This is a genomic window from Aurantivibrio plasticivorans (assembly GCF_055392955.1).
This window is the reverse complement of record NZ_AP036020.1, coordinates 4270642-4296856: the sequence shown is the minus strand read 5'-3', so window position 1 is coordinate 4296856 and position 26215 is coordinate 4270642. Positions and strand designations below refer to the sequence as shown.

The 26215-nt window shown below is 48.5% G+C and carries 20 protein-coding genes; 10 read left to right on the top strand and 10 right to left on the bottom strand.

Annotated features, from left to right (window positions below):
* Nucleotides 1-246 precede the first annotated feature (246 nt).
* Nucleotides 247-4026: a hypothetical protein gene (locus ACZ5NB_RS19330; protein ID WP_464107752.1), complete on the top strand. Its 3780-nt coding sequence runs from the start codon at nt 247-249 to the stop codon at nt 4024-4026.
* A gap of 440 nt (nt 4027-4466) precedes the next feature.
* Nucleotides 4467-5534: a peptidase M42 gene (locus ACZ5NB_RS19325; RefSeq protein ID WP_464107751.1), complete on the top strand. Its 1068-nt coding sequence runs from the start codon at nt 4467-4469 to the stop codon at nt 5532-5534.
* 2 nt (nt 5535-5536) lie between these two features.
* Here ACZ5NB_RS19325 and ACZ5NB_RS19320 read toward each other — a convergent pair whose 3' ends face one another.
* From ACZ5NB_RS19320 to ACZ5NB_RS19305, 4 genes are all read right to left on the bottom strand, one after another.
* On the bottom strand, nt 5537-6124 hold the full coding sequence (locus ACZ5NB_RS19320; protein ID WP_464107750.1) for a DUF938 domain-containing protein: 588 nt from the start codon (nt 6122-6124) through the stop codon (nt 5537-5539).
* 47 nt (nt 6125-6171) lie between these two features.
* Nucleotides 6172-7107 carry a response regulator gene (locus ACZ5NB_RS19315; protein ID WP_464107749.1) on the bottom strand — a complete coding sequence of 312 codons (936 nt, stop codon included), beginning with the start codon at nt 7105-7107 and terminating at the stop codon, nt 6172-6174.
* 76 nt (nt 7108-7183) lie between these two features.
* Complete coding sequence (yaaA, locus tag ACZ5NB_RS19310) at nt 7184-7957, bottom strand: peroxide stress protein YaaA (RefSeq protein WP_464107748.1); 774 nt, start codon at nt 7955-7957, stop codon at nt 7184-7186.
* A 53-nt stretch (nt 7958-8010) separates the two neighbouring features.
* Nucleotides 8011-8493, bottom strand: coding sequence for a DUF4265 domain-containing protein (locus ACZ5NB_RS19305; RefSeq protein WP_464107747.1), 483 nt, complete (start codon nt 8491-8493; stop codon nt 8011-8013).
* A 58-nt stretch (nt 8494-8551) separates the two neighbouring features.
* Between ACZ5NB_RS19305 and ACZ5NB_RS19300 the strand changes: the two genes are divergently transcribed.
* Complete coding sequence (locus ACZ5NB_RS19300; RefSeq protein ID WP_464107746.1) at nt 8552-9832, top strand: M48 family metalloprotease; 1281 nt, start codon at nt 8552-8554, stop codon at nt 9830-9832.
* Here the strand turns inward: ACZ5NB_RS19300 and ACZ5NB_RS19295 are convergent.
* The 3 genes from ACZ5NB_RS19295 to ACZ5NB_RS19285 all read right to left on the bottom strand — a co-directional run bounded on the left by ACZ5NB_RS19295 (nt 9829) and on the right by ACZ5NB_RS19285 (nt 14151).
* Nucleotides 9829-10080: a hypothetical protein gene (locus ACZ5NB_RS19295; RefSeq protein ID WP_464107745.1), complete on the bottom strand. Its 252-nt coding sequence runs from the start codon at nt 10078-10080 to the stop codon at nt 9829-9831. The genes ACZ5NB_RS19300 and ACZ5NB_RS19295 overlap by 4 nt on opposite strands.
* A gap of 95 nt (nt 10081-10175) precedes the next feature.
* The gene (locus ACZ5NB_RS19290) at nt 10176-12107 is read right to left on the bottom strand and encodes a sensor domain-containing diguanylate cyclase (protein WP_464107744.1); all 1932 of its coding nucleotides are present in this window, start codon (nt 12105-12107) and stop codon (nt 10176-10178) included.
* 103 nt (nt 12108-12210) lie between these two features.
* Entirely contained in the window at nt 12211-14151 is a 1941-nt protein-coding gene (locus tag ACZ5NB_RS19285) for a sensor domain-containing diguanylate cyclase (RefSeq protein WP_464107743.1), read from the bottom strand.
* 333 nt (nt 14152-14484) lie between these two features.
* Here ACZ5NB_RS19285 and uvrD point away from each other — a divergent pair, with 333 nt between their 5' ends.
* Complete coding sequence (uvrD, locus tag ACZ5NB_RS19280) at nt 14485-16653, top strand: DNA helicase II (RefSeq protein ID WP_464107742.1); 2169 nt, start codon at nt 14485-14487, stop codon at nt 16651-16653.
* 73 nt (nt 16654-16726) lie between these two features.
* Nucleotides 16727-17854, top strand: coding sequence for a TRAP transporter substrate-binding protein (locus ACZ5NB_RS19275; RefSeq protein WP_464107741.1), 1128 nt, complete (start codon nt 16727-16729; stop codon nt 17852-17854).
* A gap of 74 nt (nt 17855-17928) precedes the next feature.
* Here ACZ5NB_RS19275 and ACZ5NB_RS19270 read toward each other — a convergent pair whose 3' ends face one another.
* From ACZ5NB_RS19270 to ACZ5NB_RS19260, 3 genes are all read right to left on the bottom strand, one after another.
* Nucleotides 17929-18330: an acyl-CoA thioesterase gene (locus ACZ5NB_RS19270; protein WP_464107740.1), complete on the bottom strand. Its 402-nt coding sequence runs from the start codon at nt 18328-18330 to the stop codon at nt 17929-17931.
* A gap of 138 nt (nt 18331-18468) precedes the next feature.
* Nucleotides 18469-19809, bottom strand: a complete 1341-nt coding sequence (locus tag ACZ5NB_RS19265; RefSeq protein WP_464107950.1) for a TRAP transporter large permease — start codon at nt 19807-19809, stop codon at nt 18469-18471.
* Between the two features lie 73 nt (nt 19810-19882).
* Nucleotides 19883-20371 (bottom strand): TRAP transporter small permease subunit, encoded by a 489-nt coding sequence (locus ACZ5NB_RS19260; protein WP_460234379.1) that lies wholly within the window; start codon nt 20369-20371, stop codon nt 19883-19885.
* Nucleotides 20372-20598: 227 nt separating this feature from the next.
* On the opposite strand from ACZ5NB_RS19260, the gene ACZ5NB_RS19255 reads away from it, so the two are divergent.
* The 5 genes from ACZ5NB_RS19255 to phoU all read left to right on the top strand — a co-directional run bounded on the left by ACZ5NB_RS19255 (nt 20599) and on the right by phoU (nt 26162).
* Entirely contained in the window at nt 20599-21642 is a 1044-nt protein-coding gene (locus ACZ5NB_RS19255) for a PstS family phosphate ABC transporter substrate-binding protein (protein ID WP_460234378.1), read from the top strand.
* A gap of 160 nt (nt 21643-21802) precedes the next feature.
* Nucleotides 21803-23188 carry a phosphate ABC transporter permease subunit PstC gene (gene pstC, locus ACZ5NB_RS19250; protein WP_464107739.1) on the top strand — a complete coding sequence of 462 codons (1386 nt, stop codon included), beginning with the start codon at nt 21803-21805 and terminating at the stop codon, nt 23186-23188.
* A complete protein-coding gene (gene pstA / locus ACZ5NB_RS19245; protein ID WP_464107738.1) occupies nt 23181-24467 on the top strand; it encodes a phosphate ABC transporter permease PstA in 1287 nt (428 codons plus the stop codon). The genes pstC and pstA overlap by 8 nt, the downstream gene beginning before the upstream one ends.
* A 98-nt stretch (nt 24468-24565) precedes the next feature.
* On the top strand, nt 24566-25417 hold the full coding sequence (gene pstB, locus ACZ5NB_RS19240; protein ID WP_460234413.1) for a phosphate ABC transporter ATP-binding protein PstB: 852 nt from the start codon (nt 24566-24568) through the stop codon (nt 25415-25417).
* A gap of 28 nt (nt 25418-25445) precedes the next feature.
* Nucleotides 25446-26162, top strand: coding sequence for a phosphate signaling complex protein PhoU (gene phoU, locus ACZ5NB_RS19235; RefSeq protein ID WP_460234375.1), 717 nt, complete (start codon nt 25446-25448; stop codon nt 26160-26162).
* Nucleotides 26163-26215 lie beyond the last annotated feature (53 nt).

Genomic DNA, 26215 nt, shown 5'->3' with positions numbered 1-26215 from the left:
TTGATCGCAATGACGCTGATGGTTGTGTTCGCCCCTATCATCGATGCTAGCTGGCATGGGGTCAACTTCTTGGCGAGCTGTGTACTTCATTCTGTGCTCGAGAACATGGCGATTGTGTACGCCTCATGACTTTGGCGTAGTCCTTATAACCGCCGCACTTACGCCTTCTGAGCAATATTCTCTCATCACCACCTCCTCTACTGTAGCTGTATCAAAACATTTATCGAACAGAGGATGGAGGTCGTTATGAGTGGTAATAAGAGAACTAAGTCAGCCGCAACCGTAAAGGTCGCAATGGGAGCTTGCTGCGCCGTGTGGCTAACCGCCTGCGGCGGTGGCGGAGGTGGTGGAGATAGTAGCCCACCGCCCTCTTCCGGCGGTGGGGGTGGTGGAGCAACCAATGTCACCATTAGTGGACAAGCGAGTGGTATCAGTGCGGGCCAGCTGGATATATCGAATAGTGGTGCCGATGAAAAATCCCTCATTAATGACGGCAGCTTTTCGTTTACGGTACCTAGTGGTGGCAGCTACGACATTTTGGTTGAGAAGAATCCCCTTGAGCAAATTTGTACAGTCAACAACGCCAGTGGTAGCAACGTTACTGGCAATGTGAATAACGTTACTGTGAGTTGCGTGCCTGTCAGTCAAGTCACTAGTTGTAGTGGGCTAACCGATAGTGATGACGACACTCTAAGTGATTGCGACGAGTTAACACTTCATTCAACCAACCCTTGGCTCGCGGATACGGATGGCGATAGCTATGACGATGGGCGCGAGGTTACCGACTTCGATCCGAACAACAATCGCTATCACTTTAATCCACGTGTTGCCGATATGGCCAAAATTTCAGTGGAGTTAACCTCGGTACCGGAAGTGGACTTAGCTTTTTCTCAAGGGACAAGTGGCTCTCGCAATGTGTCGACAAGTTATGAAACCTCGGAGAGTAATAGCATCAGTAATACTTGGGGCGGAGAGATTAGTCGACAGCTTGAAGTGGGCCATACACTCAGTTTAGAAACCACCCAAACGGTTGGCGCGGAAGTGAGCGCAAGTTTAACCGACGTCGGCGTGACAGGAAGTTATGAATCCAGCTTGAGTGTGGGTTTTGAATCTTCCGTGAGTCAAACGCGCGGTTCAAGTGTGAACTGGAGCGATAGCGCAACGGCAGAAAACACGCGAGCCTATGGCGAAACCGTCTCTTTGGTTGAAGAGCAAAATAGCACTTATACCAATGGTTTTTTGCGAGTGACAGCACGAGTGGTTAACGATGGTCGCATTCCTTATGATTTAGAAAACCTAACATTAAGTGCCGTGCTGTTTGATCCAAAACGCCCGTTTGATATTGAAAGCATTGGCACCATGGAATTTTCCAGCGGCGGTTTTCCGTTAACGACTGTGTTGCCAGGCGAAAGTGCGCCGTTAAATTTTTCGACTGAACTAACACTCGGTAAAGCGCAAACGCTGCTTCGTGATTCTGAAAATATTGTGGTAACACCCGGCACCTATCGTTTGCTTGATATCGACAATCAGTCACTACTGCTAATTGATCGCGATGTCGCAGTCAGAACGGCGACTGTTATTATCAATTACGGAATTGATGTGGCTCGCGAAGATAAATTTCGCGTAGCGATTAACCAAGGAAATGGTTCGCGCAGTGTGACCATACGCGAGGCGCTACAAGATATTCTAGGCTTGAGCGTCGACGCGGGTACAGGCAGCTGGGTGTTTGGCAATGACAGCTCGGCCTCGGCCACTAACACCGGTTTGCTAGCAGTCGGCAACTATGCGATGTCGGCCGATGATAATCGCTATTGGTTAGTTGCCCACGACCATAATGTCGATAACACCTCGGGTGATCGCGTCACGGATTACTACAACTTGTTACTCGACCCCTACAGTATCGACGACATTCAACTACGAGCTGGTGATAAATTATCGCTGGTGTATGTGGGTGACGATGATCGCGATGGGTTAGGTGATCGAATGGAGCGCGAGCTGGGTACGCTCATTGATGTACTCGATACCGATGGCGATACACTCGGCGATGGGTTGGAAGTCTATGGTTGGTTAACGAACTTAATGGCTCCGCCCTGTGATCAAGGTGACAGCCTAGTGCGCGTGTACAGTAATCCGTTAATTATGGATTCCGATGCCGATGGTAATGATGATGCAGCGGAATACAGCGCGTGTGAAAATCCATCGTTTAATTTTGTTGCTCGTGCCGGAGACAACCAATTCGTTCATCGCGGTGATCTTGTTACCTTGAGTGGTGGCATTGAAGGTATTGCAACGGGAACGCCGGACTACCGATGGGCGTTAATTAGCGGTCCCGATGTTGTTGATGAGTTTGGAGATACAACACGTGAGTTAATGGGACGCCAGCCAATGTTTGAAGCACCAGACGAAGTAACAACGTTGGTGTGGGAACTGTCGGCAACGCTTGACGGTGAGACACAAACGGATCGCACTCATACCCAAGTTCAACTGAATCGATCGGAAGCGATATATGTCGGAGCTCCGGCGGTGGGAAAAACCGCTGATGGTAGTATCGACGCTCCCTACGCTTCGTTAAATGAAGCGCTTGCCAATATCGACTCAGGTGACGACCTGTATGTTATGAGTCAAAGTGGTTATACCTTGGTGAATACCTTCAGCGTTCCAGCCGGGACGAGTATTTTCGGTGGATACGATCAGGACTGGGTACGCGATGTCGAAAGTAATAAAACCTCACTGACATTTACCACTAACTTGGAGCAACCGGCGGTGCAGTTTACCGATGTGTCTGAGCCTACCTACTTCTCCGGTTTTTCTGTTTATGCTGATGGCCGATCTGGGAATGCGGGGAATGATGTTGTGGCACTTGATGTGTTGGCTGACCCTGTATCGTCTAGCACCTTATACATTCGCAATAACAGTATCCAGGCCTCTGATGTGGCGACAGGGACTAATAGTAGCCCAGGTTCTAGTTACGGGTTACGAGTGAACGGTTTGTCGGCATTACGGCTGTTCGGTAATAGCATTATCGCTGGTCGTGGTGGTAATGGGACTGCAGGTACTAATGGTGCAATTGGTGCGGGTGGCAATGACGCAGGTGGCCAGGGTGGTGCTAGTGGAAGACCGGGTGAAAACGGTGGCCGTGGTGGTGACGGTGGCGGTGGCCCCGCTGGCAGCGGTGATCGAGGCGTTGATGGTACTGACTTTAACGCAAGCATCCAAGGCGGTGCGGGCGGTTCAGGTGCCGGAGGCTGCAGCAACGCAACGGACGCTGGTAATCGAGGCGACAATGGAGCACCTGGCGCTCACGGTGGTGGTGCTAGTCAACCAGCCTACGCTAACTTCATTCTTGGCTATGAAATCAGCCGTGGCGGCAATGGAGCAAACGGTACTGATGCAGCCGGTGGCGGTGGCGGTGGTGGCGGCGGTGGCTGCGGTTTTGCTGGTGGCGGCGCAGGTGGCGGCGGCGGTGAAGGCGGTGCTGGCGGTGGCGCGGGTACCGGTGGCTACAGTGCTGGAGCGTCTATCGCGGTATGGCTAAATGCGGTTAACAATGTCGAAGCGCGTGAAAACACCATTCGTGCCTTTGCAGGTGGATCAGCTGGCCGCGGTGGCAATGGCGTTCGAGGCGGCTTTGGTGGCGACGGTGCCAGTGGCCGTGCAGGTGGTGTATTTGGTGTTTGCCCTCTATGTGATCGCGGTGGTGCGGGTTCTAGCGGTGGTGATGGTGGTGACGGCGGCCGTGGCGGCAATGGCGGCGGTGGCGCTGGCGGAGCCTCTTTCGGCATCTTCGTTGCGCCAGACCTCTCCCCCATCTTGATTGGCAATGACATTGCCAGTGGCAATGCAGGTACCGGCGGAACAAGCAGCACTAATGGCGGGCGCGGCGGCGATAGCTTTGCTGTGTTTGATGCTGATACAAGCGATGGTGCTACTCCTGTATTAACCGACAATACCCTGACGCCTGGTTTGCCGGGCAATGGGGGTGGCATTGGTGGTGCTGCGGGTACGGCTGGCGATGTAAATTTCTAGTCTTGTTATATCGATCAATAGTGCACCTTATGTTTTGCAGAGCATAAGGTGCAAAAATTAATTGAAAAAGTTTTGAACTCCTAAGGTTAGAGTCAGTCTATGTACACAACAATTGCACATTGATACATGTTTGATGTTTAGCTGTTGTGGCCTCTTCCCCTGTCGGCACTTGTTTGGATTGTTGAGTTAGCAAGTGTCGATATTATCAGTCTCGACCCGCTCACAGAGCGGGTTTTTTTTGCCTTCAGTTTATACGGTGCTTGAATTTGCTTGTCGCAACGTTGTCTGAATACAGCCCCCTCTTCCGCAGCAATAAACAATCAGACGAATGACACAAAACACGTCGTATTCCTCCCGCTAACTTGTGATATAGAATGCGCGCCAGTGAGCACACGTAATGGCTCATGTGTGCTTAGCCCCCGTTACGAGACCGATGTGAAATGAATGATGATTTTATCGATTTGCTAAAAGCGATTGTGCGTCAACCCAGCGTGGTCGGTGCTGAGCATTCTTTTTTTCGTGTGCTACAGCGAGAGCTTGAAGAACGAGGCGCTAACGTTACGTGGTACGAAGGCCTACTCGTTGCTCAAGGCAGTGATCCGATGAGCGTTATGTTTTCAGCTCATATTGATCGGCATGGATTAATTTGCACAGGGCCGAATGAATTTCAGTATGCCGCGTTTGTTGCGGGAAATCGTACAGACTTGTTGGGAAATTCAGTTTCCGAAGCACTAATGTCTAAAGTGACAGGCCGCTACATAGGAGAAGAAGTTTACGCTTATGAACCCTGGTCAGGCGTTTATCGTGGTAACGGCACGATCAAGCGCGCTTACGTTTGTCAGAATCGTAATAATTTAATATTTGAAGTCGAGGGTTTAGAGGGGGTTGTAGCTGGCACACCTATCGCGTTTAAAGATAAGTTGAGTATCAACAACGGGCGCATTGAAGGCCAGCTAGATAATGTATTGTCGGCGGCTGTGCTAGTACATCTATTCAGTAGTGGCTTCAAAGGTACTGCTTTTTTTACCGCACAAGAAGAAGCGGGTAAAAGTTGGCGTTACTTAATGGAATGGTTTCGTCGATTTGGCGGTAGCACTAATCGACTATTCGTCCTCGATACTAGTCCTTTTCCAAACCTGGAGACCGCGAATGCACAACTGCTCGTGTTGCGGAAAAAAGATGCGAACGCTGCCTTCAATCAGCAAAGCACACAATGCGTTGAAGCGCTATGTAGAGAAAAAGGATTGAGTTACATTTATAAAGACGCCTATGTAGAAAAAGAAAACCAGCGTCTCGAAAAACAAGGTGAAACACCACAGTCACTGGGTAGTACAGAAATGGGAAGAATAATCAGCGCATCCAATGGATTGGTAGGCGGAACGACGATACAGGTGCCTAGCATTGGTTACCACACGATGAAAGAATCGGTATCCATAGCCTCGGTAGAGGCTTATATAGATATTCTAAAAAGCCTGAGCGCTATTCAAGAAGATGAAGTGTCGAATTAATGCTAGCGAGAAAAATATAAAAGGCGATTGTTGGCAGGCATGCCGAAATCGTTTTGCAGCGTCAAACCGATTGACGAAGCCAATGCGCATACTGCTTCGAAGTCGCGAATCGCGCGATGCGGTGCCTGTTCTCCCAGCCATTGGTTGAAGCGCTCGTTGCTCTCGCTAGTGAACTTGCCTTCATAATTAAATGGACCATACACAACCAAACAACCGTTTTCGGTGAGTATCTTATCGAGGTGCTTAAAGAGTTTCTCGACTTCTTGCCAGCTCATGATGTGTAAGGTATTCGCCGTAAATACAGCATCACATGGGTGTATATCCCACCGGCTATCGTTTGCATCAAGCACCATTGGAGCGCGCAGATTGGAGAGGTTGGTATCGCCTATCCAAGCGTTGATGCCTGCGTGATTCTCGGCGAGATCGCTAGTTTGCCAAACGACGTGCGGCAAGTGCTGCGCAAAATGTACGGCATGCTGGCCTGTACCACTACCAATTTCAATGACGTTGGCCTGGTTGGCAAAGCAATCGCGGAGCTTATCGAGTATTGGCTGTTTATTGTTTTCGCAGGCTTGGGAGAACGGTTTCATAGTTGCAGGCTAAACCAAGCCCACAAATTTTTCAATTCACAATGAACCTAGCGACGCTTAGCGATGAATTTCGATAACACCTCAAATTTTTGCGGGTCATCATCGACAAAACGCACAATGATTTTTATATGTTCAGTAGTCACGCGGTTTTCTGCGGCTTGGATGCTGTGGACATAACCATTAATGCGCGCGAGATCCTTGCCATCACCAGTGGCAATATCCACAACGGCTTGATCAAACAATGAAGGAATCTCGTCGCCTCTTTTTATTGTGCCGTTGAGGGCTTGTAGTGACAGGTCTTTTACGTCACATGCACAGGTTAGATTCGGGAATCGAAGTTGAGCTTGTGGCTCACCGCCTCCGCTGTTTGTCGGTTTGTTCGGTTGCGTAGGTGCAGCTTTTTTTACCGGAGCGGTTTTGGTGCTTGCAGACTTTATTGTCGGTGGTGTGTTTCCTAGTAACGCAGAATTATCCGCTTTGGGGATAGGTTTTTTGGCTTTTTGAATAACTTTTTTTTCAGCACCACCCGTCAGTGCATCAATTGAACCAAAGGCATGGCCTTGGTTTGCTGCTGCGGCAGAACCAAAGTTGACGTTGGGGTCTTTACCTGCTTTTTTCAATTGTTTAACGGCTTTCTTTACCAGCTCATCGGGGGTAAATGGTTTTGTTAAATAATCGGAAACGCCTGCTTCCACTGCTTTAACCACATGATCCCGATCCCCCCGGCTGCTAACCATGACAAAGGGGACAGATTTGTAATGATCTTCAGAGCGAACCCAGCGGAGAAATTCTTCGCCCGACATACCAGGCATTTCCCAGTCGGACATGATTAAATCAATGGGGTTGGCTTTGAGTACCGCAATGGCGCGATTACCATCGTTAGCATCGAGTATTTGCGCACCGGGAATTCGGTCCCGCAGATTTTTTTTCATCATGTCGCGGATAAACGTAGCGTCGTCTACCACTAAAATGCGAATCGCCATGGCGAGCTTCCTTAGTTTTCTCTATTAAAGAGTAGACTAATTCAGGTTACTCGGCATGACGTTGTCGGGTGTGATGTTAGGCTTGCTTGCGGGTGAATACGGGTGCGTTGTCTTTCGATAGTTTGGGGTCGTATTGATAGCCATCGAGATCAAAAGAGAGCAGATCGTCACTGGACTTGATTCGGTTTTTGATTAGGTAAGCACTCATCAAGCCGCGCGCTTTTTTGGCGAAGAAACTGATGATTTTATATTGGCCATTCTTCCAGTCCTTAAATACTGGGCTGACGATTTCGCCCTCTAAGTGCTTGGGTTTGACCGCTTTAAAGTATTCATTAGAGGCAAGGTTTACCAATACTGAAGACTTAAGACCCTTCATGTCTTCATTGAGTTGCTGAGTGAGTGTTTCACCCCAAAATTCGTAGAGGTCTTTGCCATAGGAGGTTTTAAATTTGGTGCCCATTTCTAAGCGGTAAGGTTGCATCAAATCCAGCGGACGTAAAAGGCCATATAAGCCTGACAAAATGCGTAGATGTTTTTGTGCAAACTTAAAATCGTTAGCTTTGAATGATTCTGCATCGAGACCGGTGTATACATCGCCTTTAAATGCAAGAATAGCTTGTTTAGCATTTTTCTCGGTGAAGCGAGGCTTCCATTGTTGAAACCGGTCATAGTTTAACACGCCGAGCTTGTCGCTAATGTGCATTAGGTCGCTGATGTCTTGCGGGGCAAGATGTTTTAATTCAGCGATAAGCTTCTTCGAATCATTTACAAATTGCGGCGTAGTGTGATCGGATATTTTTGCTGGTGTCTCGTAATCTAACGTTTTTGCAGGCGAAATAACAATTAACATGCGCGTCTCTATAGTATATGTTTACAATCAATGAATTTGGGTGTTCGTGGTGATTATTGTGGCTTGAGAATCTCGTGCCACCAGTTTAAAGGTGTTGTTCCATCCGTCGGGTCATAGACGTTGCCATACTGCCAAGCACTTTGGCCATCTCGTCCAACATATTGATTCAGGATGGCTTCAATTTTTTCGAAACCGCAGCTGACATGAATCGAAAATACTAACATGCGCTCGGTTTCAGTATCGAGTTGACCGCCGAGCTTTTCTAGCTCCGGAATGAGTTGCTCAGCCAATGTATTAATATCACCGCGTGAAAATACCACAATGGCTAGATTGCCACTGCGTCGCTGGATTTCAAACTGCTTGTCTTCTTTATTGAGTTTAATGACGTCGCCGCCTGCTAAACCTTTGATAAACGCTGGCGAGCGGACAAGTTGGCAGCTGTTATCTTCCAAGACATCTACCTGAAGTTTTTCTACAATAGGCTTCCCGCTGGGGTCGTAGCCCGCTAGTAACTCAATAACGTGTAATGCTTGCATGGAAATGATAACTCGTTGGTGAAAATTGAAGACCGATTACATTCGAACAGGAGGCCGTGTGCGCCCTTTCATTCTGCTTTGTTTGCTTGCCGCTTATTCACTGGCTGGCTGTGTGGTAAATCCAGTTACTGGTGAGTCTGAGTTTACCCTAATGTCGCCGCAGCAGGAGGTTGCCATCGGCGAGCGTAATTATCAACCTAGTCAGCAAGCGCAAGGTGGATTATACGTGGTAGACCCGGAAGTGCCTGCCTATGTGAGGCGTGTCGGTATGGCGCTTGCGCGGCAAAGTCATCGTCCGGAGTTGCCATTTGAGTTCGTGGTACTGAATTCATCTGTGCCCAATGCTTGGGCTATGCCTGGCGGTAAAATTGCGATAAATCGCGGTTTGCTTGTACTTTTAGAAGATGAAGCCCAGCTCGCCGCGGTACTGGGGCATGAAATTGTGCATGTGACCGCCCGCCACGCTGCCAGACAGATGACGCAGGCGCAGCTTCTGGGTGTGGGTGCGCAGGTGCTAGATATCAGTACGCGGGAGTCCGAATACGGTGCGCTGATCAATCAGGGAGCAGGCCTTGGTGTGGCAGCGTGGCAGGCGCACTATAGCCGAGGGAATGAGCTAGAAGCGGATGACGTCGGCATGGAATATATGTCGCAGCTCGGTTATGACCCTCAAGGTGCCGTTGAGCTGCAACAAGTGTTTTTGGCATTAAGTAAAAATCAGAGTACTGATTTGCTGTCGAGCTTTTTTGCGAGTCACCCGCCCTCAGCAGAACGCGTTGCCGCTAATAAGGCGCATGCCCAATCTCTAAGCGGCTCGCTACGTCACCGTGACGACTTCCAAGCGGTGATGAAACAGCTGAAAAAAGACAAACCTGCCTACGATAAACAACAGCAAGCAATTTCCGCATTACAGCAGCAAGATTTGAATACGGCATTACAGTTGGTCGATGATGCGATTCGACTACAGCCAAAAGAAAATAGCTTTTGGGAGACCCGTGCCCATATCTTTGTCTCTCAAGGCAAGGCGAAAGAAGCGCTTCGCGATTTTGATCAAGCCATTGCCCTCAATCCCAAGTATTTTAGTCCATTGCTGGGGAAAGGCAGTTTACTGGTGGCGTCTGGTAACTATGCGGAAGCTGAAAAAAGTCTGATCGCTAGCAAGCAACTGCTCAATACATCGATAGCGAGTTATTTCCTGGGCCAGGTGAAGTTACAACAGGGAAACAAAAACGAAGCCATTGCTTATCTTCAGGAGGCGGCAGCTGGTGGTGGTAAAGTGGGAGCCGCTGCGCGTGAGCAGCTAGCAAAGCTACAACCAGCCGCTACACCTTTGAACTAGCGGCAAATATATAAACCGAGGTCTTTTTTACGGCGTTCACATTCGCGTTGTACGTTTTCGCAGGCTTGTGCTCTTCCGGGAGCGGTAGGTTTTCTGTCTATGCATTCGGCCTGACGCTGCGCTAATTCATAGTCGGACAATTGCCGTACTGCAGAGTTACCATCACAAGCGAACAGCACCGTGGCGGTAGCGATTGTAAAAATTCCAATGATCATTGAACGAAAAGCCTTGTAACCCAAACCGTGCATCGTGCCCTCCTGGTTGCATTATTAAGCTTAGCAGTGGGGGCAGGAACGTCAAATCAATGGTGTCGCGGCGCGAACATATTGGGTGATATTGCAAGTTACGCTTCTAGCGCTCGTAGGCCAGGCTTCGATGTAACGACACGGTTTCGGCCTTGGTCTTTGGCCTGGTAAAGCGCGTCGTCAGCACTCTCAATTAGCGTACAGGGTTGATCGTCTTTGTTAGGTCGCCAGGACGACACACCAAAGGAAGCCGTCACGGCAATTAGTTTCCCTTCGACGGTAAACTGGAGCTGTTCAACCGCTTCTCGGGCGCGTTCAGCCACAACTGATGCAGACTCAGCATCGTTGCCGGGTAGTAAAAAGACAAATTCTTCACCGCCATAACGGGCTAGCAAATCCGCAGGACGGTTTGCGACACTTCGCAATGCATCGGCGACCTGTCTTAAACACGCATCGCCTACCGCATGACCGTAACGATCATTGAACTGTTTGAAGTGATCGATATCTGCAAATACGACGGCGACGTAATCATTTTTCCGATAAGCTCGTTCAAACTCTTTCTCAATCGCTTCATTAAAATAACGACGGTTGGATACTTGCGTTAACGCGTCTGTCATGGAAAGTTGAGTCAGTTCGTCGTTTGCTGCTTCGAGATGTTTCAGCGCCTCGTGCAGTTCTTGTGTCCTGGTCTCCACCTGCTTTTCTAACTCTAGATTAAGGGTTTGTTGCAAGTCGAGGGTTTCTTTTTGAGCTTTTAGCCGCTCCTTTCGTTCCTCACTGACTCGGTGAGTGAGAACGAGGGCTTCTTCGCGTGCTGCGAGTTGTTCTTTTTTAGCGAGGTTGATGCGGTATGCCAATGCAAACGAGAGCAAAATCATCTCCGCTAAAAAGCCCCCCATCTGGGAGTAGGCGGTAAACTGGTTAAAGGGTAATGCGCCATTGAGAGCAAGCATAAAAATAAATGTTGTGACTATCAGAAAGCTCCAAGAGAGCAAATAGATTTTTGCCACCATGACATGCTTATAGAACGACAAATAAAGTGATACTGCAACACCTACAAATGTGGTAAAAAATGCGAGAATATTAATGAGATCCCATATAGATTCTGTAAAAAAAGAACTGAATACGATCAATGCCCAGCAGTAGGCTATGCCAGTATTACTGTGTAAAATCCAGCCGCCGACTGAACGCAGCGCAAGCATCTCTCGAAAAAACAGTGTTGCCGCTAAAAACGTCATTGAAGAAAATACTGGACTGCCGAATTCATTCATCCAGGTGATGTCGTACCAAAAATGCATTGGGCCGAGCCCCGTCACATGCAGCTGATAAATGGCAACAAGTGATATATAGCAGCAATAGACGAAATACAACTTGTCTTTTAACAAAACATAAAGGCATGCGTTGTAAAGTAATAAAGCGCACAAAGCTCCGAAAAATATGCCGAGCATAAGAAGCTCGAACAGTGAATCTTCTTCGAAGATATCTTGTCGAGTAATTGATATGGGAACAGCGATAATATTATCCGCTTGAACTTGCAGGTAGGCGGTATAGGTTTGGTTGGGCTCAAGTGACAATGGAAATGCTAAAAAGCGTGTTTTGAAATAGCGTTCTTCCAGAGGATAGTTTAATCCCATTGATCGGCTGTGCCACCAGTTGTCATTGGTATGGGAATAAACAGACAGGCGCGCATCGCGTATAGAGCCCAAAAAAATCGATAATAGCCAGCTTGCATCGCCAATGCTTTTCGACTGAATATCAAAGCGAAACCAAATCGCGTTGCCACTATTCAGCGAACGAGCGCTACCGGATTGATAGCTAGACCAACGATCTTTAAATCGGTCGGAGGCTATCTCTTCAGCGCTAAACTCGTTTTCTGTTGTCAATAATTCTAATTGATGGACGAAAAAGCGTTTATCGCTGGCTTTTATGTCAACGCTTGATTGGCCGTGTTGGACATCGGCTTGGCTATTGCCCACCAACAATACAACGGTCCAGAACAATAGGGCCTGAATTAATGGGAGTCGACGCATGAGAGGCTCGAAAAGAATACGGAGTGTTACTATTGAGTGTAGCAGTGGCAGGCGAGTTTGCTTCTAGAGGATAGAGCGAGAATGCTAGTGTGCTAGGTATGCACTATGAGGAGAGAGTGCTGCTGTCGGCGGTTAAAGAGGAGACAACGACTTGATTACGGCCTTGGTGTTTGGCTTGGTAGAGGGCGGCATCGGCCGCATCGACAAGCGTCTGGTAGTCATCATCTTTGTTGGGTATCCACGCGGCCACTCCGCAGCTAACGGTAAGTTGAATTGAGTGTCCTTGACTCTCAATATCCAGTTGCGCAACCCTTTTCCTACATTGCTCCGCAATGGCCGCGCCGATATCAACGCCAACTGCAGGCAGTAGTAAGACAAATTCTTCGCCACCATAGCGAGCGAGTATATCCCCGGGGCGTTTTGCTTCTTCAGATAAACTTTTTGCAACGACCTGAATACAGCGATCGCCAACACTATGACCATAGGAATCGTTGACGGATTTGAAATGGTCGATATCGATGAGTATCAGAGCAAGTGGTTGTTTTGATCGATGTGCCCGTCCATACTCCGTTGAAAAAATTGTATCAAAGTAGCGACGATTGTAAGTATTTGACAGTGCATCGGTATTGGATAAGTTGGTGAGTTCGATATTCGCGTGTTCTAGCTTCTCCATGGCGATTTCCAGTTGAATGGTGCGCTCTTTTACCTGTTCCTCTAACTCTTGATTCAGTTTCGTTTGCATGTCGAGGGAATCTTTCTGCGCTTGTAATCGTTGCTCCCGCTCGGTGCTAACTTGAGCCGCTAACACCAAGGCATTTTTTTGCGCCGCATCGCGACGTAACCTGTGAATATTAATGCGATAAGCAAGCGCAAACGATAACAGTGCCATTTCGACAACGAAGCCAAACATTTGTGAATACTGGGTGAAAATAGTGAGGCGCAACTTGCCAAAGATAGCGAGCATAAAGCAGCTGGTCCCAATCATGAGTACAAACCATGAAAGCATAAATATCTTCGCGGAAATGTTGCCACGCAAAGATAGAATAGAGCCAAGAACCAGGCCTGCAAAAAATATCCAGAACGAAATGGCATTGATAGCGTGGGAAAGCCAGCCAGCATGGGTAAAAGGTATTGAAAGGAAAAGGAGCACAATCCAAACCAAGATGGTTATACGGGCGCCGATTCGAACAGGCTTCGAAAAATTTTCAAGATCGAGAAATTTGACAATAAATACAGAGGCCCCTAGAAAGCCTAAGCAGCCAAAAAGGACGAAAGCTTTCTGTTTGAGAAAAAGGCTCGAATCCCACAAATAATAGGTTCCCACACCGCTGGCACTAAGTTGATAGAGTAGGATTGATGCAATAAAAAAACAGTAGTAGTAATAGTTTCGGTCATTCAGCAACGCGGCGAGCGATAGATTGTAAACAAACATAATGGCGAGGCATCCAAAGAGCGCGCCAATCAAAAATTTTTCGGTGGTGTAATGCTTTGTGAGCTGCTTGTCTGTCGATATGAAGAGCGGTACAGACAAAATATTACTCGATTCGATACTCAGGTACACGATGTGTTCGGCATCATCCTCTAAATCGAGGGGAAAATCGAAATATAAGCTATCTCGATAGCGATCACTCAAGTAGTAGCGTGTTCCAACCGGCCGAGTACTTCGCCATATCTTTTGGGTGGTATTAAAAATATGCAGTTGCGCGCGGTTTACCATGCTCCAATTAAGTGAGAGCCACCAGGTTGTATTGGCAGCATCCGTCGCCTGGAGGCTAAAGCGGTACCAGATAGCTTTATATTGGCCTGGTAAAAATGATTCTCTATTCGAATAGCTTTTCCAGGCGGAGGATGCAAGCACAGAGTCTAGTGTGGTGGGTTCTTTGAATGCGACGTAATCTGGGTTGGCAATACGAAGTCGTTGCGACGGATCAAGGACATAGTGAGCAAATACATCAGCCACATCATTCTGCTGTCCGAGCGTCACCCCTGTCACACACAAAGAGACAGCAAATAGCAAACTGGTTATCAAGCGTTGAGACAACATTTAGGTCTAGCATCCTGTAGCCTACCAACGTGCCATCTGTAGCCTAGACTAGTAGCCTGGGTTCGCCTGCGTGACTTGCTCGATACGATGTTTAGTCGGCGGATTGGGACTGTGGTTGGGTAGCGATTGTTGCTTGTTATTTGGTCGATACTACGACTGTGTACCGTATTGTTCAAATGCTAGGCGCGTGATCGGGCGCCAGGGAGACTGAATGGTTAGTCGTGGTTTTCTTTTAAAACCAGTCTGAATCAATGGAGGTATTTTTATGGTGTTTTATCCCCGAATGAGGGCAGGATAGATTCGCTGTTGGATACCTTTTGATACAATGGCGCGATGGACGTATCTGAACTTCTTAATTCCCTTAATGACACCCAGCGTGATGCCGTCGCTGCACCTCCTAGCCATCAATTGATTCTAGCGGGGGCTGGTAGTGGTAAAACACGTGTGTTGGTGCACCGAATCGCTTGGTTAATCCAGGTCGAAAATGCATCACCCTATTCCATCATGGCGGTGACTTTCACCAATAAAGCGGCAAAAGAAATGCGCAGCCGTCTCGAAAGTATTTTGGGACGACCTGTGACTGGTATGTGGGTAGGCACCTTCCATGGGCTGGCCCATCGCTTGCTCAAGGCGCATTGGCGCGAAGCCAATCTACCTGAAAATTTCCAAATCCTCGATAGCGATGATCAGTTGCGCTTGGTCAAACGAATTCACCAAGCGCTAGCCCTCGATGAAAACCGCTGGCCTGCCCGACAATCGCAGTGGTGGATCAATTCGCAGAAAGATGAAGGTCTGCGTGCTCAACACATTCAAGAGAGCGGTGATCCCTTTCTGAGAACCATGTTAAACGTTTACCGAAATTACGAAGACGCCTGTCAACGTGGCGGCATGGTTGATTTTGCTGAGTTGTTGTTGCGTGCACATGAACTGTGGCTGCACAACCCAGAGTTACTCGCGCACTATCAAAAACGTTTCCCATTTATTTTGGTGGACGAATTCCAAGACACCAATGCAGTGCAATATGCATGGTTACGTGTACTAGCCGGGGATCGATCTCATGTCACGGCAGTAGGTGATGATGACCAGTCTATCTATGGTTGGCGTGGTGCAAAAATTGAAAACATCCAGCAGTTTGCGACGGACTTTCCCGGCACGTTAACGACACGTCTGGAGCAAAACTATCGTTCTACCAATGTGATTTTGAAGGCGGCTAATGCCGTCATCGCTAACAACAACAGCCGCCTCGGAAAAGAGCTGTGGTCCGATCGCGATGATGGTGAAAAAATAGATTTGTATGCGGCCTTTAATGAACAAGATGAAGCCCGCTTTATTGTTGAGCGCGTTAAATCGTGGCTACAGCAAGGCAATAGCTATCGTGACTGTGCTGTGTTGTATCGATCCAACGCACAGTCACGTGTCATTGAAGAAGCCATGTTGGTAGAAGGTGTACCCTACCGCATTTACGGCGGACAACGTTTCTACGAACGTTTAGAAATTCGCAATGCGTTGGGCTATCTGCGTTTAGTGTCTAATCGCCATGACGACGCGGCATTTGAGCGCATTATTAACACGCCAACGCGTGGTATCGGCAACAAAACCATTGAAAATATTCGTATGCTGGCCCGTGAAGAAGGCAGCTCGTCGTGGGAAGCTTGCGAGAAAATGTTGCAAAATAATTTGCTCACGGCTCGCGCTGCAAACGCGGTTGTGCAGTTTATGCAGTTGATCAATCGCCTGGATAACGATTCTCATGATTTGGAGCTATCGGAATTTGCTGAGCATGTATTGCAGTCATCCGGTTTGTACGATCACCACAAAAAAGAGAAAGGTGAGAAAGGCCAAGCGCGTGTTGAAAACCTGGAAGAATTAGTTAACGCCTGTAAAGGTTTCAACTTCGACGAAGAAGAAGCTGAACGAGTCAGCGAGTTACAAGCATTTCTCGATACTGTGGCGCTCGACGCGGGCGATACCCAGGCTGAAGAATATGACGATGCGGTGCAAATGATGACCTTGCACTCGGCCAAAGGCTTAGAATTCCCTTTTGTCATTTTAGCCGGAATGGAAGAGGATTTGTTTCCGCACCGTATGTCCGCTGAAGATCCAGAACGCTTAGAAGAAGAACGCCGTTTGTGTTATGTCGGGATAACCCGAGCCATGGAGCGTTTGATTCTCACTCATGCGGAATCGCGTCGTCTCCACGGCAGTGAAAAATTCAATAAGATTTCTCGTTTCGTTCGTGAAATCCCGAGCGAACTTCTCAACGAAGTGCGAGTACGTTCGAGTATTTCTCGTCCAGTGAGCTATCGTCACTATCAGCAACCCATCGCTGAAACGAGTGATTCTGGTTTTCAGCTAGGACAGCGAGTCATGCACCCAATGTTTGGTGAAGGTGTGGTGATGCACTTTGAAGGCCAAGGTGGGTCGGCTCGCGTGCAAGTGAACTTTGATGGTGAAGGCAGTAAGTGGTTGGTGCTTCAATATGCGAAGCTCGAAGCCATCTAGGCATCTCCAAAAAATACTAATTTTTATAGGCGCCTAGTATCTATCGATTGCTAATAATAAAGAAGTTTAATCAATGAACGAACGTCGTATTTTGCCACTAGTCACGCTGGGCTTAATTGCTCTATTGGTGATTGTCTTTGCGTTGTATGTGATGGAACGTGTAGGTAGTGCAAAACCCCTACAGCAGCAAGTGAATTCAACAGTTGATAATCAGCCCCAATATACTTGGACGATGGTGACGTCTTGGCCAAAAGGTTTGCCAGGGCTGGGGGCAGCGGCGGAGAATCTTGCAGAGTATATTCGTAACGCGAGCGGTGGTCGGTTAGTGATTCACGTAGAAGGTGCGGGTGAAATTGTGCCGGCGTTAGGTGTGTTTGATGCGGTCTCGTCCGGCAGCGTGCAGATGGGTCATTCGGGAGCCTATTATTGGAAAGGTAAAATGCCTGCAGCCCAGTTTTTTACCTCAGTACCGTTTGGTATGAATGCGCAAGAAATGAACGGTTGGCTGTTTTACGGTGGCGGTTTAGCGTTGTGGCGTGAACTATATGAGCCCTACAATTTAATTCCTTTCCCTGCAGGCAATACCGGCGTCCAAATGGCTGGCTGGTTTAATAAGGAAATTAATTCGCTCGACGATGTGCAGGGTTTAAAAATGCGCATTCCCGGTATCGGTGGCGAAGTGTTCAATCGTGCAGGCGGTACGTCAGTGACTATTGCTGGTGGTGAGCTATACACAGCGATGCAAACAGGAACCATCGACGCCACCGAATGGGTTGGTCCCTATAATGATATCGCCACGGGTTTGCACGAAGTCGCAAAATATTACTATTACCCTGGTTGGCACGAACCGGGCCCGACGCTTGAATTAATCGTTAATAAACAAGCCTACGAGAGCTTGCCGGAAGATTTGCAACATATTGTGGCGCTCGCGGCGCGCGCCATTAATCAAGATATGCTCGATGATTACACCAGCCAAAATAATGCCGCCTTGCAGCAGCTGTTAAACAATGATGAAATCGAAGTGCGGCGCTTGCCTGATGATGTCATCAATGAGTTTCGTAAAATCTCGATAGAGCTCTATGAGGAAATTGCGGCAGAAGACCCCGTGTTCGATAAAGTATACCGTGCTTACAGCACTTATTCAGAACAGGTGCAAACCTATCACGAGGTCGCGGAAGAAGCTTACTACCGCCTGCGGTAAGCCAGGTAGAAACAAAAAAGCCCTCGCGATCAGCGAGGGCTTTTTAAAGTTCAAGTTATGCAGCGCGATAGAGATTAGTCGAGCGTTTTCTTCAGTGGGCGTGTGCGACCGTGATCATCGATGGCCACAAAAACAAATTCGCCCTCGGTAACTTTCTCAACATCACCGGAGCGGTTAGATTTGATCCACACCTCGACGAGGGTCCGAATAGATGAGCGACCGGTTTCTAGCGCCTGGGCATAGCAACTGACGGTTGCACCGACGGGAACTGGGCGCAAAAAGGTCATACCACCCACAGCAACAGTGGTGACTCGGCCAAGTGCATAATCGTGCGCGAGAATGGCGCCAGCCAAATCCATCTGAGACATCAACCAGCCACCAAAAATATCGCCATTTGCATTCGTGTCGGCAGGCATGGCGAGTGTTTGTAGTGTCAGTGTGCCAGTAGGGGTGGGATCTTCATCTATATCTGTCATGGAGTACGACCTATCTCTAGTTCCAAAAATATGCGACTTAAAAAATTCAGTGTAGCTGCCTTATCTTCATTGTGAAAAGCGGTTCACTAATTTCCGCTGTATCTAGACAGCAAATTGCCTAACTTGCTCCCTAAAGAGTTACCCCAGCGTGGTGGGAAGCCAGGTAGCGAGTGAAGGATAAGCGGCGAGCAGTACGAGTAACAGCAATTGGATCACAATAAATGGCACGACGCCACGATAAATCGTCCCAGTGGTGACACTCTCTGGTGAGACGCCACGTAAATAAAAGAGTGCGAAGCCAAATGGCGGTGTTAAAAAAGAGGTTTGTAGATTGACGGCGAGCATAATCCCTAGCCAAACCGGGTCAATATCCATTGCCAAGAGAATCGGCCCGACGATAGGCACGACCACGAAAGTAATCTCTATAAAGTCCAAAATAAATCCAAGCAGAAAGACCACCAGCATCACTAGCAGCAGCGCTGTCCATTTTCCACCCGGTAGGTCTGCGAAAAACGCTTCGATCAATGCATCACCGCCAAAGCCGCGAAACACCAGCGAGAATAATGAAGCGCCCAATAAAATCATAAACACCATCGCGGTTGTTTCGGTGGTTGAGCGAACCACGCTCCGGAGTGTGTTTATATCGAGTTGCTTATTGATAAAAGCGAGCAGCATGGCTCCCATAGCACCGACGCCAGCGGCTTCGGTTGGGGTTGCGATTCCCATGAGAATCGAGCCAAGCACACACACCATTAACGCGATTGGTGGCAGAAGACTGCGCAGCGTATGGTGCAAAGACACCGTGTTTTTGTCACCGTCGGCCCTGGAGTCCGCGCGAATGGATGGCGCCAAGGATGGTTGGAGTGCGACGCGGGTGACAACGTAGATCCCATAGCAGACAACCAACAGCACACCGGGGATTAATGCCCCAATAAACAAGTCGCCCACCGATACCGTATCAGGGCTAACAATGCCTTGCGCGTTCTGCGCTTGTTGATAGGCCGTTGAGAGCACGTCACCTAGCAAGACCAAGGCAATGGAGGGTGGAATGATCTGGCCGAGCGTGCCGGTTGCGCAAATGATGCCGGTGGCCAGTTGGGGGTCATAGCGGTTATTCAACATCGTGGGCAGCGACATCAGTCCCATCGTCACAACTGTAGCGCCGACGATACCGGTGCTGGCCGCCATCAGCATACCAACGATCAATACGGCAACGGCAAGCCCACCCGGTAGCCTACCGAGCAAACGGGACAAATCAGCCAGTAGCACTTCGGCAATGCGCGACTTTTCGAGCATCACACCCATAAAAACAAATAGCGGTACCGCAACCAAGGTGCCATTGATCATGGTGCCGAAAACCCGCGAGGGATAAGCGAGCAATAAATTGGGGTCGAATACGCCTGAGGCGATGCCAATACCCGCGAAAATTAGCGCGCTCCCCGCCAGGGTAAAAGCCACCGGATAGCCCAACATGAGCATGGCGCAGGTGACGAAGAAAAACAGTAACGGCAATAGCTCAACGACAAGCGAAGGTTCAAACACGAGCTAGCCCCTAATCCGGTTGCATGAGGCGCGCAGTGCAGCGCCCCACTTCGCTGATCGCCTGCAAACCCAGCAGGCCGCTGCTTACCGGGATCAGCGTCTTTAAAAGAAACACAGCCGGGATACCGCCAGGTTCAGTAGAGCCCTCGAGGTTCTGCCAGCTGGTTGTCACGAAGTTGATGCTGATAAACAGCATGAAGAGGCAAAAAGGCAACAGTAGGACGATACCGCCTACCGCATCCACCCAGGCTTGCTGGCGAGCGTTAAAGCGCCGATAGAGGACATCGACTCGCACATGTCCCTGTTGGTGCAGCGTCATGGCAGATCCCAGTAAAAACACCAGGCCATGCATGTAAATGACACTTTCCTGTAACGCAATGGCGTTAACGTTGAAGCCATACCGCGCGACGACCAGTCCCAATGTCACAGCACCCATGACCAGCGTCAGCCAGGCGACGGCTCGGCCCAGAGTTAGGCTAAGTTGGTCCAGGTAGGTCATGATGGAATCGGCAGCTTATTGGGTAAATTGATTTATGCGGGGAAGTATATACGAATCAATGGGTTGCGGCTCTAGTAGGGATACAGGCTACGAAGTGTTACAGCATGTCACAAAACTGTCATATAGCTTTCGCATAATGCGCCCATTCCCTAATCGGGTAATGGTTTCTATTTGTGACATGACATGGGCCGCTTTTCAGGGCTTTTGTTGGGACTTCGGAGAAAAACGTGAAAAAACTTATTAACACTACATTATTAGCAGCAGCTGCATTGACAGCAGCGGGTGCTCAAGCGGAAGGCCGCGATTACATCAGCATCGTCGGTTCTTCTACCGTATACCCTTTCTCGACAGTCGTAGCGGAGCGCTTTGGTCGTAGCACTAACTTCAAAACGCCAAAGGTTGAATCGACAGGTTCTGGCGGTGGTTTAAAGCTGTTCTGTCAGGGCGTTGGCGTAAGTCACCCAGACATCACCAACGCGTCACGTCGCATTAAGTCTTCAGAAGTTGAGATGTGCGCGGAAAACGGCGTTAAAGATATCGTTGAAGTGCTTATTGGTTACGACGGTATCGTCATCGCGAACTCGACTCAAACTGAACAAATTTCGTTGACTCGCCGCGATCTCTTCTTAGCGTTGGCTAAAACCGTTCCAAACCCTGACGGCTCAGAGACATTGGTAGAAAACCCCTATAAAACCTGGAAAGACGTCAATCCTGCGCTTCCTGCAACTGCGATTGAAGTGCTTGGTCCTCCCCCAACGTCGGGCACCCGCGATGCGTTTGCCGAATTGGCACTAGAGGGTGGTTGTAAGACCTTCTCTTGGATCAAAGACATGAAGAAAGTCGACAAGAACAAGTACAAAGCGGTTTGTCATGCGGTACGTGAAGACGGCCCTTACATTGAAGCAGGCGAGAACGATAACCTAATCGTTCAAAAACTAAACGCCAACCCTTCAGCATTAGGTATCTTTGGTTTCAGCTTCCTCGACCAAAACGCCGATAAAGTGCAAGGCTCTAAGGTTGATGGCGAAGACCCAACCTTCGAGACCATCGCTGATGGTAGTTACCCTGTCTCGCGTCCGCTCTACTTCTATGTGAAGAAAGCGCATGTTGGTACAATACCGGGCATCGCAGAATACCTCGCTGAATTTACCAACGAGCGTGCATTTGGTGAAGAAGGATACCTCACTGAAAAAGGCATGATTCCTCTGGGTGAAGAGAAGCGTGCAGCGGTTGCTAAAGCAGTTAAAAATTTAGAACTTCTCAATATGTAATTGAGTTGCAGCGGTGGTGCCCCCCACCCTGCTCTGCGTAATGGATTACGGCAAATAGCCCAGCAAGTTTCTTGCTGGGCTATTTTGCTAAGTACAGTTCGCTAAGCGAACGCTTTTGGTCAGGATTGATGGACAATAGAGCAACTTAAAGAAGAGTGTTATGAACCCCTCCACACTATTACTTGCCCTCGTGATTATTGTTGGCGTCGCCTATATATTGGGGCGTTCTCGCTCTCTCCAGGTCGCTGGCAAACTCGGCGGTGCGCGCTATCTCAATTCACTGCCGTTTTATTACGGTGCATTAACTGCACTGTGGTGTGCGGTACCGTGTCTCATTGTTCTGGCTGGTTGGTTTGCCTTTGATGACATTATTATTCGCAATATTATTTTAGCTGAGCTGCCGGAAAACTTGCGTAATCAAGGCTCCGGTGAAATGGACTTGTTATTAAACAGCGTTAATAACATCGCTGCAGGGAATCACGTGGGTGAGATTGACCCGGCGCTACAAGCGGCAGCCGATCACCTGGTGAGCCTTAAAAGTACCGCGAAGAGCAGTATTACGGTCATTAGCATCTCAGTCGCTATTCTCGGCGGCCTCTGGGGCTGGCGAAAAGTCCATCCAGAATTTAAAGCGCGCATTCAAGTCGAGCAAGTCTTCAAGATTGCTTTGCTGTTATGTTCATGTCTCGCGATTTTTACAACGCTCGGTATTGTCTTGTCAGTGTTATTTGAATCGATTCGATTTTTCCAATCAGTACCCATCACCGATTTTGTCTTTGGCGTCGAGTGGAGTCCGCAGGTTGCAATTCGTGCGGATCAAGTAGGTGGTTCCGGTGCGTTTGGTGCCATCCCATTGTTTACCGGAACCTTGCTTATTTCTGCCATTGCGATGGTGGTTGCGGTGCCCACTGGTTTAATGTCAGCAATTTATCTATCCGAGTACGCGTCTGCACGAGTTCGTTCTATTGTTAAACCCATGCTGGAAGTGCTAGCGGGTATTCCCACCGTGGTGTATGGGTTTTTTGCGGCATTAACTATTGCCCCCTTTATTCGTAACCTCGGTGCCGATATGGGCGTTACGGTTTCGTCAGAGAGCGCTTTGGCAGCGGGTATAGTCATGGGGGTGATGATTATTCCATTCGTCTCATCCCTCTCGGACGATGTCATCAATGCGGTTCCTCAAGCAATGCGTGACGGATCGTTAGGCCTGGGTGCAACTCGATCTGAAACCATCAAACAAGTCGTTATTCCTGCGGCACTACCCGGTATTGTGGGTGGCGTATTGCTGGCGGTATCCCGTGCGATTGGTGAAACCATGATTGTGGTTATGGCGGCTGGTTTGGCAGCAAATCTCACGGCGAATCCGTTGGAAACGGTCACTACAGTCACGGTACAAATTGTCACCCTGTTGGTGGGAGACCAAGAGTTCGATAGTCCAAAAACATTGGCCGCGTTTGCGCTCGGACTCATGCTATTTTTGGTAACGCTCAGCCTGAATTTCCTAGCGCTGCACGTAGTGAAAAAATATCGGGAGCAGTATGAATAAAGCAACTCAACGAACGATTGATATCGTTGAAAAAAATCTCAGCAAGCGTTATCGCGCTGAAAAGCGATTTCGCTTGTACGGATTAATGTCCATCGGCTTTGGCTTATTGTGCTTGGTGGTTTTATTTACCGATATCATTTCCAAAGGTTTACCTGCGTTTAAGCAAACGCGTATTTTATTGCCAATAGAATTTAATCGCGACGATCTAGGCATTTCGGATGCAACAGATCCAGAACAATTGCGCGCTGGTAACTACGAAGCTATTTTGCGCAATGCCATTCGCGGTAAATTTCCGGATGCAAAAAGCCGTCGCGACAAACGCGCCCTAAGCGCAATGTTGAGCAATGCAGCATCATTCCATTTACAGGATACATTGGCCGAGAACCCCGACTTGCTGGGTGAAACGGTATCCACTTGGATTCTGGCGGATGATGATGTTGACGTGTACGTAAAAAGTCTCGATGGTTTCGGAGAGCCTTTTACGGGACGCTTAAGCGAACAACAAATTGGCTGGGTTCAAACGTTAATTGATGATGAAGCGATTCGTACCCAATTTAACACCACTTTCTTTACCGCAAGTGCGTCCCGAGAGCCAGAGCAAGCCGGTATTTTAGGTGCGGCGTTAGGTTCTTTGTTTACCCTCGTTGTGACCTTGCTGTTATCTTTCCCGATTGGTGTTGCCGCTGCGATCTATCTCGAAGAGTACGCGCCTAAAAATAAATTTACCGAACTTATTGAGGTAAATATTAACAACTTGGCCGCAGTACCTTCGATTATTTTTGGGCTTCTCGGACTCGCCATTTTCATCAATATGTTTGGCCTAACGCGCTCTGTACCGTTAGTGGGTGGCCTTGTTCTCACATTGATGACATTGCCAACCATTATTATATCGAGTCGAGCGGCCATTAAATCGGTGCCGCCATCCATTCGAGAAGCCGCTTTAGGCGTTGGTGCATCAAAAATGCAAATGATTTTGCATCATGTGCTACCGCTCGCCATGCCTGGCATGTTGACCGGCACCATTATCGGTATGGCACAAGCACTGGGCGAAACAGCACCGTTACTGATGATTGGTATGGTTGCCTTCATTGTCGACTTGCCAGCAGGTATTACTGACCCGGCAACAGTATTGCCGGTACAGATATTTTTATGGGCCGATAGTCCAGAGCGAGCGTTTGTTGAGCGCACCTCGGCAGCGATCATGGTGCTACTGGCCTTCCTGATTTTTATGAATACTTTGGCCGTTTGGTTACGCAAGCGCCTTGAACGACGCTGGTAGAGAGGTCTAAGATGGATATTGTCACAGAAGAACGCATTGAAAAGAGCAAAGCGACCACAGCGGAATCTGCTGTCTCGCTAAAGAAGGAAAGCAACCCGATGGATTCAACCGTAGAATCTAAGCCCGCAGAAAATGGCCCAGCTGGGGTCGAGCAATACCTAGGTCAAGAGACCATTGGTACCCCTTATTGCGATAATCCCAAAATGACAGCGCGTAACGTCAAAGTTTACTATGGCGAAAAGCAAGTTATGCACGATGTGAGCTTAGATATTGGCGAACATGAAGTCATCGCGATGATTGGGCCATCCGGCTGTGGTAAATCGACCTTTTTACGCTGCCTAAATCGGATGAATGACACGATAGATACCTGCCGCATCGAAGGTGACATCAGCCTCGATGGACAAAACATCTACGATCCTAAGCTCGATGTGGTACCCCTAAGGGCGCGTGTTGGCATGGTATTCCAAAAGCCCAACCCGTTTCCTAAATCGATATACGATAACGTTGCTTATGGTCCTCGTATTCACGGCTTAGTGAATCATCGCGCAGAACTCGACGAAGTTGTTGAAACCAGTTTAAAACGCGCCGGGCTATGGAATGAAGTTAAGGACAGATTGGATCAGCCAGGCACTGGCCTATCGGGTGGTCAACAACAACGCTTATGTATTGCGCGAACCATCGCGGTAAGTCCAGAAGTCATCTTAATGGATGAACCCTGTTCAGCGCTTGACCCTATTGCTACCGCAAAAATCGAAGAGCTGATCGCTGAATTAAGCGAAAACTATACGATCGCCATCGTGACGCACTCAATGCAACAAGCCGCACGCGTATCACATCGCACTGCCTACTTTCATTTAGGTAAATTGATCGAAGCAAACAAAACGGAATTGGTATTTACCAACCCTCAACACGAGATGACCGAGGCCTACATTACAGGTCGATTCGGGTAACAACCACACACGCATTTGGTAACAGACTATGGACAAGCTAAATCTAGATAACCACATCTCGCAACAGTTCAATAGCGATCTTGAAGCGCTAAAAACACAATTGTTGGAAATGGGTGGATTAGTCGAGACTCAAGTATTCAATGCTGTAAAAGCGATTGAAGAAGTTGATAGCGAAATCGCGATGCAAGTCATCGGCGATGAAAACAAAGTTGACCAACAAGAAGTTGATATTGACGAGCAATGCACCTTGGTACTCGCTAAACGACAACCCGCTGCAAGCGACTTGCGTATGGTGCTTACTGTCAGTAAAGCAGTCCGCGATCTTGAGCGCATCGGCGATGAAGCGCATAAAGTGGCTAAAATGGCTATCGCATTATCAGAAGAAGGCGTAGCGCCACACGGTTACACCGAATTACGTCACATCGGCAGCGGTGTGCAGCGTATGCTTCGTAACAGCTTGGACGCCTTTGCTCGTTATGACGTCGAGATGGCAGTTAATGTTGTTAAAGAAGATCGTCTGATCGACCAAGAATATAAAACGGCGATGCGTGAACTTGTCACATACATGATGGAGGATCCACGCTCCATTTCTCGCGCTATGAATGTCCTATGGGCACTTCGCTCAATGGAACGCATCGGTGACCACGCTCGCAACTTGGCCGAGCAATTAATTTATATGGTGAAAGGCAAGGATGTGCGCCACGCCAGCTTGTCTGAAATCGAGCAACACATTAAAGCGAATTAATTCAACGCTGTTTCGCCAAAAGCTCGCGATACTGACTAAAAGCCCGCAATACT